We start from the raw sequence: 12,194 nt of genomic DNA on the forward strand, positions 1-12,194 counted from the left end.
TCGGCTGAGCCCGCGGGCGTCAGGCTGCCGCGAACGTCTGCGCGAAACGGCGCAGCAGCGCCGCACCCTCCGTCACGGATGCCGACAGCACCTGCCCCTGCACGGCGTCGAACTCGTCGGGGTCGAAGTATCCGGTGGTGCGATAGAACGTCATCCGATCGGCGAAGTCCCGGGAGTCGGCTCCGGATGGAACTGCGCCGTGTAGAGGTGGGTGCCCACCCGATACGCCTGCACGGGACAGGTGTCGTTCGTGGCGAGCAGCACCGCGCCCTCCGGCAGAGCCCCGGCGCTCTCCTTATGAGCGGTGAAGACGGTGAGCGCGGGGAGCTCGGACCGAAGACGGGGTCCGCGGCGCCGGCGGCGGTGGTCTCGATCACGGTGGCGCTCGCCGACTCGGGGGTGTCCGACGTGACGTGGCCGCCGAGCATCCGCGTCACCACGCCGATGCTGAAGCAGGTGAAGAAGGCGGCGACCTGCGAGTCGATCGCCAGCCGCGCGATGTGCTCGAGATCCGCTTCGACCCTCAGCTGCACGGCGGACTTCTCGACGTCGCTGACGTTGAACGGCGAGCCGCCGACGACGACGCCGCTGTATCGCGCGAGGCGCGCGGGGTCGAGGCGCTCGGTGAGCAGGTCGAGGCGGTCGACGACGTCGACGCCGAGCGCCCGTCGGAACGAGGCGTGCTCGGCATCCGCCGCCCCGAGTTCGGGGCGCACACAGACGTAGAGAAGCGAGACCACCACGAGAGTCTAACGACGACGGGACACGGTCGACGTCGCCGCCGACTCCGACCACATCACGGAGCCGCCGCGGAGCCGTCGCGGTGGCGGCGCGCTCGCGTCATCGGGACGAGTTTGACGTGCGGCCGCGCACGATCCCGATGAACGTCTCGACGTCGGGGGTGGTGTGATCGCGGCGCCAAGCCAGGGCGACCGTCGAGGTGGGGCCGTCGGCCAGGGGTCGGTGGCCGACATCCTTGCGGTGGTGCAGGCGTGCGAGCGACATGGGGACGATCACGATGCCCGTCCCGGTGGCGGCGGTCACGATGGCGTCCGCGACCGACAGCGGTGCGAAGGCCGGCGCGACGGCACCCGGGATGTCGATCGGACCGAGCGCATCGTCGGTCGGGACCATCACGATCTCGCCCGACAGATCGGCGACGGTCAACTCGTCGGCCGCGAGGAGGTGCGACTCGATCGATGCGACCACCACCGGCACCTCGTCGTACAGCGTGATGATGTGCAGGTTCTCATCTGCCAGCGGCAGGCGCACGAGGGCCGCATCGAGGTCGCCGATGGCGTCTCGCTGATCGGCGACCTCGATCGTCACCAGCTCGATGGGCACATGCGGCATCCGCTGCTTCCAGGCATCGATCCACTTGCCCGGCGTCGCGCCGGGGACGACCCCGAGACGGAATGTGCGCGGCTGCTCCGGTTCGGTGTCGGGCGCGTCGAAGACGACCTTAGCGGTCTTCTTCGGAGGCTTGGGTGGCGGGAACCGCTGAGCCGGTGCGGCCTTGTTGCGCCGCACGGGCGAGCCCTTGCCGGCACGTCCTGCCGGTCGTCGTCCCTGAGTCGCCATGTGCTCCAGGGTACCCGGCGGATGCGGTGAGACGTTCTGAGAGCGCGGCCGATCAGGCCGCGAGCCACAGGCCCTTCGGGTCGGTGGCGACCGTCAGTCCGGCCGCGACCGTCTCGTCGTCGCCGATGCGCGCACCGCGGACGATCCGCGCTCCCGCGCCGACCTCGGTGCGGACGCCGATGTGCGCGCCGTCTCCGACGGCGGCACCCTGGCCGATGTGTGCGTGCGCGTCGACGTGCGCACCCTCGCCGATCACGGCATCCGGTTCGATCCATGCGCCGCGGGCGATGGTCGCCCCCGCGCCGATACGGGCGCCGGGTTCGATGTAGGCGCCCGCTTCGATGTGCGCCTTCGGATGGACCTTCGCGCCGTGCGCGACGAGACCGCGACCGTTGGCGTGCTTGCGGTATCGCAGCGTGGCGCCCTGGTCGTTCTCGATGTCGACGTAGTTCTTTCCCACGATTCCTCCCGTGTTCCGGAGTTCTCCGGATATATCAATAACCACGGGGGTGCCGGATTCATTCCCGAGCATGGATGCGGGTCATCGCTGACACACGGGACACCAGAATGTGATCCTCTCGCGGGTCGGATCCGCGCCCTGCTCGCCGCGTCTGATGGGGGTTCCGCAGCGGCGGCACTGGCGTCCGGCACGTCCGTACACCCACGTCCCCTGACCGGGGCGATCGACCCCGGTGAAGGTGCGATGGCGACGATCGCGGTTCGCGCGGATCGTGCGCACGCCGAGGTCGAGCAGTGCGGGAACGTCGACCTCCGGTGCGGGGGTCGTCGGCAGGATTCCGCGGAGGAACAGGAGTTCCGCGGCGTATTCGTTGCCGAACCCCGCGACGTTCCGCTGGTCGAGAAGGGCGACGTGGATGCTGCGGGTGTCGGCGCTCACGCGTCTGGCGGCCTCGACGGCATCCCAGTCCGGGCCGAGCGGATCGGGGCCGAGATGGCCGACGAGCTCGTCCTCGTCGCGGGTCGGGACGACCTCGATCTCGGCGAGGTCGATGCCCACCGCCTCGCGCTGCGCCGTGCCGACGATCGCGCGGACCTTGAACGCCGGATGCCGCCACTTCTCACCCGCCCGGTAGACGAGCCAGGCGCCGTCCATGCGCAGATGGGAATGCAGCGTGCTGTCGCCGATCCGCAGCAGCAGATGCTTGCCGCGCGCGATCGACGAGAGGATCGGCTGACCCGTCAGATCGAGCGTCGCGAATCGCGGCACCCGAAGGTCGAAGCGCGCCACCTCGCCGCCGACCAGCGCCTCGTCGAGACGTCTGGCGGTGCGGAAGACGGTATCGCCCTCGGGCATCAGGCGTGCCCTGACCCGGGGGCGGCGGCAGCGGCGCCGAGACGCTTCCCGGCAGGGGAGGCGGAGGAGTGTGCTGTGGAGCGTGCTGCGGAGTGTGCTGCGGAGTGTGCTGTGGCAGCGGCGTGCGCTGCAGCATGGTGCGCGCGAGGGCAGTGGCACCCGCGACAGCGGCGGGCATGACCGCGACAGCCCCGCCGGGGATCAGAAAGCACAGCTGCGTGGCGACACCGAAGCCGAGCACGCGCGCGCGGCTGCCGCGGAACAGCACCGCCCGGTCGGCAGGGCTGAGATCGCGGGCGTCGAACGCCCGCCCGGTGAGCTCGCGGGCGAGCATCCGTCCCGACAGCACGACGCCGCCCACCGCACCGAGGAATCCGCCGATGAGAGGGATGAGACCGAGGAGCAGCACGGCGATCGCGATCAGGATGCCGAGGACCACGAGTCTCAGGCCCTCGCCGACCGCCATCCAGAATCCGCCGCCGTCCGAGGGCGGGGCGTCGCCGAGATCGGCCTCGACAGCGCGCCAGATGCGCTGGTAGAACGGGTCGCCGATCGTCAGGGCGAGGGCGCTGAACACGGCGCTCGCGAGTGCGAGCGCCGCGGCGAAGATCACGATGCCCACGGCGGCGCGCAGCACCGAGCGCCAGGCCGGGATCCAGCCGTCGGCGAAGGGCGTGAGACCGTCGGAGATCGGCCCGAGAGCGAGCGCGAGCGGTACGAGTCCGGCGAGCAGCACCAGCGCGGCGATGAAGCCCGGTACGAGACCGAGGGCCATGAGCCCTGGTCGGCGCCGCCATGTGCCGAAACCGCGCAGCAGGGTGCGGACGCCGCTGATGAACTCCCCGATCATGCGTCCAGCCTAGAAGCAGTGGTCATGGGCCGGTCAGATCGCCTTGCGCAGCGTGTAGCCGCGGGGGTGGCCACGAATCCGGACTCCTGCAGAGCGAGGGCGAGCTCGGTGCCGTACACGCCCTCGCCGTTGACCTTCTCGACCGTGAGCGTGTCGAGGCGCCGCGCACGGGCGGTCGCTGCGAGGTCGGTCGCTGCCGCGCGCAGCACCTCGGCGTCGTCGGTGAAGCACAGCACCGTGCGTCCCCCGCGTTCGAGGTAGAGGACGAGCGATCCGTCGACGATCACCACCAGGCCTCCGGCCTTGCGCCCGGGGCGATGCGAGACCTCGTCGCGCTTGGGCCATCCGAGCGCCGCGCCGTACGGGTTGGCGGGATCTGTCGCGGCGAGCGTGACGGCATTGCGAGGCGGCGGATCGGCGAGCCCGGCGAACGTGCGAAGTCGGTCGACGGTGGCGGATGCCGCGAACTGCGCCGCGCCGAGCCTCTCGATCACATAGCCGCGGCGGCAGTGCCCAGCCTCCTCGAAGCCGGCGAGGACCCGGTATGTCTGCGCGAACCCGCCCGGCACGCCCTCGGCCTGCACGGCTCCGCGGGTGACCACGCCGTAGCGGTCGAGGAGCAGCCCTGCGGTGACGGTCGCACGACGAGCGGCATCCGTGTCGACGGTGGGCAGCAGCGACCAGCGCCCGCCGATCGACGTCGGTCGGGGCGCGGTCCGTGCCAGCGACATCCCCCGATAGGTGCGCGTGCGCGGAGCGCGTCGGGTGACCCGGTGCGCCTGGGAACCACCGGCCAGCAGCGACCGGATCGGGGCGAAGGTGTCGTTGGTGACCCGGCCGCCCCACGTCAGCGCCCACAGCGCCTCGAGCACGGACTGCTCGTTCTCGGCGCCGGTCATGTCCTTCAGCTGACCGGCGAAGTACGCGCCACCCGCATCCAGCGCGATCAGCACTCGGGCCTCGAGCGAGTCGGCGGCGATCTCGTCGTCGGGCTCGGGCAGCGTGAACGGCGCGAGGTCTGCGGGATGCAGCGAGACCCAGCCGTCGCGCCCCGGCAGCGTGCCGTGGCCCGACCAGATGACCTCTCCCGAGGCAGTGAGCTCGTCGAGCAGGGCGGGGGAGTAGTCGCGCACCCGAGAGGGCAGCACGAGCGACTCCCACGCGCTCGCGGGCACGGGCACCCCGGCGAACTGCTCGATCACCGCGAGCACCCCGTCGAGTCCCTCGAGCGGGCGTCCCAGGTGCTGCCAGTCCGGCAGGAAGCGCGCATACGCCTCGGGTGACACGGGCTCGACGCTGCCTCGGATCGCGGCGAGCGACCGCATCCGCAGGCGGCGCAGCACCTCGGTGTCGCACCATTCGGTCTCGTTCCCCGTGCCCGAGGCCTCGGGCAGGAAGTAACCGCTGGTCAGTCTGCCCGAGTGCTCGAGCCGCTGCAGGGTATGCCGCGCGACGGCGGCGCCGAGCCCGAATCGCGTCGCGACGGCATCCGTCGTGAAGGGACCATGCGTGCGGGCATAGCGCGCGATGAGGTCGCCGAGCGGATCGGCGAGCGGTTCGAGGAATGCGACGGGGATGCCGGTGGGCAGCGCGACGCCGAGTGCGTCACGCAGCCGACCGGCGTCCTCGATGGCTGCGACGCGCGTGGTGCCGGCGACGGTGACGGGGATCGCGCGGCGGGCGGCGATCAGAGCGTCGAGGTGGTCGGATGCGGACCCCGTCTCCGGGTCGAGTCGTGCGTCGATCTCGGCGGCATCCATCGGACCGAGCATCCGCAGCAGATCGGCGACGCCTTCGAGACCTCGCGCTCGTCGCTCGGGGTCGAGGCGCTGCGCTTCTCTCTCGAACTGGGCGATGACGTCGGGGTCGAGCAGCTCACGGAGCTCGACCGTGCCGAGCAGCTCGCCGAGCAGCGCGGGGTCGACCGAGAGGGCGGCCGCCCGGCGCTCGGCGAGGGAGAGTCCCCTTCGTACATGAAGGCGCCGACGTAGCCGAACAGCAGGTCGCGGGCGAAGGGCGAGGGCTGAGACGGCTGCGTCTCGACGAGCCGGATGCGCCGGTCGGCGATCGACACCGCCAGCGTGCGCAGCGAGGGCAGGTCGTAGACGTCCTGCAGGACCTCACGGAGCGTCTCGAGGATCACGGGGAACGTCGGGTGCCGGCGCGCCACCTCGAGCAGCTGCGCCGAACGCTGACGCTGCTGCCACAGCGGGGTGCGCCGGTTGGGGTTGGTGCGCGGCATGAGCAGCGCGCGCGCCGCGCATTCGCGGAAGCGCGACGCGAACAGCGCCGAGCCGCCGACCTCCTGGGTGACGAGCTGCTCGAGTTCATCCGGGTCGAACACGAAGAGCTCGGCCCCGGGCGGCTCGGCCTCGGCATCCGGGATGCGCACGATGATGCCGTCGTCGCTCGCGACCGCAGAGCCCTCGACTCCGAGTCGCTCGCGGATGCGGGCGTTGATCGCCAGCGCCCACGGTGCATGCACCTTCATGCCGTACGGGGAATGAAGGATGACCCGCCAGTCGCCGACCTCGTCGCGCCCGCGCTCGACCGTCAGAGTGCGATCGGTCGGCAGCGTTCCGGTCGCTTCGCGCTGCTCGGTCAGGTGCGCCATCAGGTTCATCCGCGCCTGCGCGTCGAGTCCGGCGTCGATCAGTCGCTGGGCGGCCTTCTCGGGAGTCGCGGCGGAGACCTCTCGCGAGAACCTCCCCAGCGCCTCGCCGAGCTCGAACGGTCGGCCGATGCCGTCTCCGTGCCAGAACGGCACCTTGCCGGGCTGGCCGTAGGCGGGGATGACGTTGACCCGGTCATGGGTGATCTCGGCGATCCGCCAGCTCGTCGTGCCGAGCGTGAAGACGTCGCCCACTCGCGACTCGTAGACCATCTCCTCGTCGAGCTCGCCGACGCGCGCGCCGGTCGACTCGCCGGCGACGAAGACCCCGAAGAGTCCGCGATCGGGGATCGTGCCCCCGCTCGTGACGGCGATGCGCTGCGCGCCCGGACGTCCGGTCAGGGTGCCGGCGTCTCTGTCCCACACCAGCCGCGGGCGGAGCTCGGCGAACTCATCGGAGGGGAACCGTCCGGCGAGCAGGTCGAGCGTCGCCTCGTAGGCCGATCGCGGGAGCGACTGGAACGGAGCCGAGCGACGCACGGTCTCGAACCACTCCTCGACGCTGATCTCGCCGAGGGCGCTGGCGGCGACCGTCTGCTGCGCGAGGATGTCGAGTGGATTGCGGGGCACCTGGATCGCCTCGATCTTGCCCGCCAGCATCCGCTCGGTGACGATCGCGGTGTGCAGCACGTCGCCGCGGTGCTTCGGGAAGAGGGCGGCCCGGCTGATCTCGCCGACCTGGTGACCTGCTCGCCCGACGCGCTGCAGACCGGAGGCCGCGGACGGCGGGGCCTCGACCTGGATCACCAGGTCGACCGCACCCATGTCGATGCCGAGCTCGAGGCTGCTCGTCGCGACCACGCAGCGCAGGACACCGGACTTGAGCTCTTCTTCGACCTGGGCGCGCTGCTCTTTCGAGACCGACCCGTGGTGCGCCTTGGCGAGCACGGGGTCTGCTCCGGCGGTGGCACCTGCCTGCGCCATCATGGCTGCCGGCACGGAGGCCTCGGGCAGTGCGACGCCGATGCGCTCGGAGTAGATCTCGTTGAGTCGCCCGGTGAGGCGCTCGGCGAGGCGACGCGAGTTGGAGAACACGATGGTCGACTTGTTCTGCAGGATGCGATCGACGATCGCCTCCTCGACGTGGGGCCACACGGAGCCGGTGACCTCGGTGTACTCCGCATCCGCCGCGTCTCCCGCGTCCTTCGGCGCGCCGGGAGGGGGTGGCGGATTGGTCATGTCGTCCATCGGCACCACGACGCCCAGCTCGAACGTCTTGGACGCCGGCGGCGCGACGATCTCGACAGGGGCCGCGCCGCCGAGGAACCGCGCGACCTCGTCGATCGGACGCACGGTGGCCGACAGTCCGATGCGCTGTGCGGGTTCGTCGTGGCCGTGGGTGCGACGCAGCGCATCGAGACGCTCGAGGCTCACCGCGAGGTGGGCTCCGCGCTTGGTCGCGGCGACCGCATGCACCTCGTCGATGATGACCGTGTGCACATCGCGCAGCGTCTCGCCGGCGCGACTGGTGAGCATCAGATACAGCGACTCGGGGGTCGTGATGAGGATGTCGGGCGGATCGGAGACCAGCTTGCGGCGATCGCTCGAGGTCGTGTCGCCCGAGCGCACGCCGACCGTCACCGAAGGGGCCTCGACGCCGAGCCGCCTGGCCGACTGGCCGATGCCGATGAGGGGCGAGCGCAGGTTGCGCTCCACGTCGACGCCGAGCGCCTTCAGCGGCGAGATGTAGAGGATGCGCGTGCGCGAGGCGTCGGCGGCCTTCGTGCGCTTCGCGGGAGGGGTGGGCTGCTCGATGCGCTCGCGGAACACGCTGTCGATCGCCCAGAGGAAGGCCGACAGCGTCTTGCCCGAGCCGGTCGGTGCGACGACGAGCGCGTGCTTTCCGGCAGAGATCGCATTCCAGGCGCCCGACTGGGCGGGCGTGGGTTCGGGAAACGCACCCCGGAACCAGTCTTGCGTGGCAGGGGTGAAGCGTTCGAGCACGTCGCTCATCCCTCCATCATCACCCGTGCCACCGACATCGGGGTCGGCATTGTCCGAGGGTGCGGGCATGCTGTAGGCATGGCGACGCACACCACGAACTACGCGAGCACGTTCATCGAGGTCGCAGAAGACTGTCCCGTCGACCACGCCGAAGAGCCGCCGACGGGTGAGAGGCCCACGATCGCCGCACTGCACTATCGACTGATCGCGCAGGAGCCGTATGCGCGCACCTCCGACGACGTGATCTTCACCACGCATGCGCTGCGTGCCGGGATCGACCCCGACGACGCCGCCGCACGCGAGGCGTTCTTCTCGAAGGGGCAGCCCTGCCTGCGCTCATCACCGCTGGGAAAACGCTACGGGTGGGGGATCGCCCACGACGCCGAGGGGCGGGTCGCGCTCGTCCCTCGAGAATCCGAGGACTACACCCTGCTCGCCGCCGACCCCGCGATCGCCCATACCCGGGCGATGCGGAGCCGACGGGCGTGAGCTCACCTCGCGGTCAGTGAGCCGTCGACGTCGATCTCGAGCGTGAGTCCCAGGTCGAGACGCGCGAGGAACGCATCGTCATGACTCACGACCAGCACCGCCCCGCGGTATGCCCGGAGCGCCTCGACCAGCTGATCGACCGTGTCGATGTCGAGGTTGTTCGTCGGCTCGTCCAGCACAACGAGGTGGGGTGCGGGGTCCGAGAGCAGCAGTTTCGCCAGAGCCACGCGGAACCGCTCCCCGCCTGACAGAGCGGCGACAGGTCGCTCCGCGGTGGCCCCTCGGATGAGGAACCGTGCGAGGCGATTGCGCAGCTCCTTCTCGGGCACCTGCGGTGCGGCATCCGCGATGTTCTCGAATACCGACCGGTTCTCGTCGAGCCCGTCGACGCGCTGCGGCAGGTAGCCGATCCGGTCGGTGAGAGCTGTCGCGACGAGGAGCGCTCCGGAGCTCCGGAGATCCGCGTCGTCACCTGACGGATCGGGCCGGTCCGCGTCGAGCGGCAGCGCTTCTCCGGAGTCGTGGCCGACGTCGGCCACGGAGTCGTGGCCGACGTCGGCCACGAGCCGTTCGAGCAGCGTGGTCTTTCCGGCGCCGTTGCGCCCGATCAGCGCGACCCGGTCGGGGCCCTGGATGATCCACGACCTCTCGCCGTCGCCGATCGTCGCGATGCGACGACTGCGTGACACCTGTGGATCCGGCAGCTCGATCTTCATCGACGCGTCGGACCTCAGGCGCCGCCCCGCCTCGTCGAGCGCGGTGCGGGCGGCATCCTCCTTCGCCCCGACCTCCGTGCGCAGCCTGCCCGCCGACACCTCGGCCGCCATCTTGCGCCCGTGGGCCACGATCTTCGGCACGCGCTTCTCGATCTCGGCCTTCTTGGCGGTGCGCGCTCGGTGGGCGAGCTTGACCTCGGCCTCGATGCGCTGGCGCTTCTCCTTGCGGAACTCCTGTTTCGCCGTCACCTCCGCCTGCCTCGCGGCATCCTGCTCGGCGTCCAACCAGGCGCGCCATTCGGAGTACGGCCCGCCGAACACGCTCAGCGTCTGGGCGTAGAGCTCGGCGGTGTCGTCCATCAGTTCGAGCAGCGACAGGTCGTGGCTGACAACGATGAGTGTGCCCTTCCACGAGCGGACCATCGCCGCGAGTCTCGCGCGGGCGTCGCGGTCGAGATTGTTGGTCGGTTCGTCGAGCAGGGTGATCGGCGCGCGCCGGAGACGGATGCCGGCGATCGCGACCAGCACGGCCTCACCACCCGACAGCTCGCCGACCCTCCGGTCGAGGAACTCGGGGGCGAGCCCGGCGTCTGCCAGGGACATCTCGGCGCGCGCTTCGATGTCCCACTCGTCGCCGACCGTGTCGAAGTGCACCTGATCGACGTCGCCCGCGCCGATCGCACGGACGGCATCGAGGGCGGGAGCCACTCCGAGAAGATCGGCGACCCGGCGGTCGACGTCGAGTGTGAGCTGCTGCGGCAGGTAGGCGACCTCGCCGGTGGTGGTGAGGTGCCCGGCCGTCGGGGTCAGCTCGCCCGCCATCAGCCGCAGCAGCGTGGACTTGCCGGCGCCGTTGCGACCGACGAGGCCGGTGCGACCGGAGCCGAATGATCCGGAGACCGAGTCGAGCGCTGACGTGCCGTCGGGCCAGGTGAAGGTGAGTCGATCGAGGGTGACCGATGAATGAAGAGTGGGGACTGACATGGTGTCTCCTGTCCGGTGCGAGGGTGCACTGACACCGGTCGCCCGATGGGCCCGTCTGAGCGGGTCGCTGTCGAAGGACAGCGGGCGGTGGTCTGCCGTGGAGTCGGCGATCGTCGGGTCAGCGCGCGGAAAGATGAGCGCGGAGGCGACGGATCAGATCAAAGGACTTCCAGACACGGCGGACAGGACTCAACGACGATACCCGGGCGTGTCGGAGTTTCGCAACCCCGGGCGTGTCGCGGCTGCGTGCGGGGGCGGTCACGCCTCGACGGCGCGCTCCAACCACTTCGTGAGGAACGCGCGCACGTCTCGGAGCTCCTCCTCCGAGATGCTGTGCGTGAGCCCGGTGTAGACGCGTCCGGACAACTCGGAGTGCGCCGGAAGCCACTCGGCGGTGTGCGCGACCAGCGCCTGGGGGATCACCTGGTCGTTCGTGCCTCGGCCCCAGAAGACGTGCGGTCGCGCCTCGGTCAGCGCCTCGTCGCCCGGCAGCTCGCCGGGCGCGGCGTAACCGCTGAGGGCCACCACGGTGTCGATGCTCCCGGGCGCGAGTCGCATGGCCTGCAGGGCGACGGCGGCACCCTGCGAGAACCCGAGAAGGGCCACGGCAGGGGCGTCGGCCCTGACATCGTCGAGCCAGCGCAGGAACGCCTCTGCCGCGACGGTGACGGATGCCGAGCTGCGGCCGTCGAGACCCTCGATGGCGTACCACGAGCGCCCGGGCATCGGCCACGGGGGAGCGAGCGGGGCGGCGACGGACGCGACCACGATGCCGTCCGGCAGGTAAGGGACGAGACCGAACAGGTCGTGCTCGTCGGCGCCGTATCCGTGCAGCAGCACCAGCAGCGGCATCCCCGCGCGATCTTCCGTCGACCAGCGCGTGAGGAGCCCGTCGATCATCAGTTCTTCGCTCACGGTCCCATCCTGCCAGCGCCGTCCGACACCCGCAGGAGACGATCATCGGATCGTATGCCGGTCGTGGCCTCAAGTCGGTGTTCGCCGGAGGGCGCTGCTGGTAGAAAGGAGACATGGCCGTCCGCACACCTGATCCCGACCCCGAGCCCGACGACGGCATGGAGGGCTTCGGCGCCGCACAGCCCTCGCGTGACTCCAACCCGGGGTGGTTGAGCGACTTCGAGCTGGCGGAGGCGAGACGCCATCTGCCCATGCTCTACGTCGAGGCGATCCCGGTGAGGACCGATGGCTCCGGGCAGGTGACCGAGATCGGCATCCTGCTGCGTTCGACGCCCATGGGCGAGATGACGCGCACCATCGTCTCGGGGCGAGTGCGGTTCGGCGAGACGATCCGCGATGCGCTGTTCCGCCATGTCGAGAACGATCTGGGCCCGATGGCGTTCCCGCTGCTGCCGCCGCAGCCGCTGCCCTTCACGGTCGCCGAGTACTTCCCGATCCCGGGGGTCAGCGCCTACCACGATGACCGTCAGCATGCCGTCTCGCTCGCGTTCGTGGTGCCGGTCACCGGCACGTGCGAGCCGCGCCAGGATGCACTCGAGGTCACCTGGTTCTCGCCCGAGGCCGCGGCATCGGACGCCGTCGCCGCCGAGATGGAGGGCGGGCGAGGCACCCTCATCCGCCTGGCGCTCGCGAACCTCGGTCTGCTGCGCTAGCCGCTCCGCTCAGTTC

The 12,194-nt window shown here is 70.6% G+C and carries 9 protein-coding genes and 2 pseudogenes; 3 read left to right on the forward strand and 8 right to left on the reverse strand.

What is annotated here, in order from left to right:
- Window positions 1-19: 19 nt before the first annotated feature.
- Window positions 20-154 (reverse strand): hypothetical protein, encoded by a 135-nt coding sequence (locus tag ACZZ93_RS14980; protein WP_463511460.1) that lies wholly within the window; start codon window positions 152-154, stop codon window positions 20-22.
- Window positions 155-297: 143 nt separating this feature from the next.
- Between ACZZ93_RS14980 and ACZZ93_RS14985 the strand changes: the two genes are divergently transcribed.
- Entirely contained in the window at window positions 298-726 is a 429-nt protein-coding gene (locus tag ACZZ93_RS14985) for a hypothetical protein (protein WP_463511461.1), read from the forward strand.
- A gap of 114 nt (window positions 727-840) precedes the next feature.
- On the opposite strand, the gene ACZZ93_RS14990 is transcribed toward ACZZ93_RS14985, so the two are convergent.
- From ACZZ93_RS14990 to ACZZ93_RS15010, 5 genes and pseudogenes are all read right to left on the reverse strand, one after another.
- A complete protein-coding gene (locus ACZZ93_RS14990) occupies window positions 841-1,581 on the reverse strand; it encodes a LysR substrate-binding domain-containing protein (RefSeq protein ID WP_285363933.1) in 741 nt (246 codons plus the stop codon).
- Window positions 1,582-1,633: 52 nt separating this feature from the next.
- Window positions 1,634-2,041, reverse strand: coding sequence for a DapH/DapD/GlmU-related protein (locus ACZZ93_RS14995; protein ID WP_053097570.1), 408 nt, complete (start codon window positions 2,039-2,041; stop codon window positions 1,634-1,636).
- An 81-nt stretch (window positions 2,042-2,122) separates the two neighbouring features.
- Entirely contained in the window at window positions 2,123-2,896 is a 774-nt protein-coding gene (locus ACZZ93_RS15000; RefSeq protein ID WP_056280260.1) for a DNA-formamidopyrimidine glycosylase family protein, read from the reverse strand.
- Window positions 2,897-3,128: 232 nt separating this feature from the next.
- Window positions 3,129-3,746: pseudogene (locus ACZZ93_RS15005) on the reverse strand (EI24 domain-containing protein); the annotation flags it as partial.
- A pseudogene (locus ACZZ93_RS15010) lies at window positions 3,743-8,370 on the reverse strand (ATP-dependent helicase). The pseudogenes ACZZ93_RS15010 and ACZZ93_RS15005, both read right to left, overlap by 4 nt.
- Before the next feature lie 69 nt (window positions 8,371-8,439).
- On the opposite strand from ACZZ93_RS15010, the gene ACZZ93_RS15015 reads away from it, so the two are divergent.
- The gene (locus tag ACZZ93_RS15015) at window positions 8,440-8,850 is read left to right on the forward strand and encodes a DUF6157 family protein (protein WP_463511462.1); all 411 of its coding nucleotides are present in this window, start codon (window positions 8,440-8,442) and stop codon (window positions 8,848-8,850) included.
- A 2-nt stretch (window positions 8,851-8,852) separates the two neighbouring features.
- On the opposite strand, the gene ACZZ93_RS15020 is transcribed toward ACZZ93_RS15015, so the two are convergent.
- A complete protein-coding gene (locus ACZZ93_RS15020; RefSeq protein ID WP_463511463.1) occupies window positions 8,853-10,550 on the reverse strand; it encodes an ABC-F family ATP-binding cassette domain-containing protein in 1,698 nt (565 codons plus the stop codon).
- Window positions 10,551-10,808: 258 nt separating this feature from the next.
- The gene (locus tag ACZZ93_RS15025; protein ID WP_463511464.1) at window positions 10,809-11,465 is read right to left on the reverse strand and encodes an alpha/beta hydrolase; all 657 of its coding nucleotides are present in this window, start codon (window positions 11,463-11,465) and stop codon (window positions 10,809-10,811) included.
- A 113-nt stretch (window positions 11,466-11,578) separates the two neighbouring features.
- Between ACZZ93_RS15025 and ACZZ93_RS15030 the strand changes: the two genes are divergently transcribed.
- On the forward strand, window positions 11,579-12,178 hold the full coding sequence (locus ACZZ93_RS15030; RefSeq protein ID WP_053097566.1) for a DUF4916 domain-containing protein: 600 nt from the start codon (window positions 11,579-11,581) through the stop codon (window positions 12,176-12,178).
- Window positions 12,179-12,194: the final 16 nt, after the last annotated feature.

It is taken from the genome of Microbacterium sp. AC026, assembly GCF_979258475.1.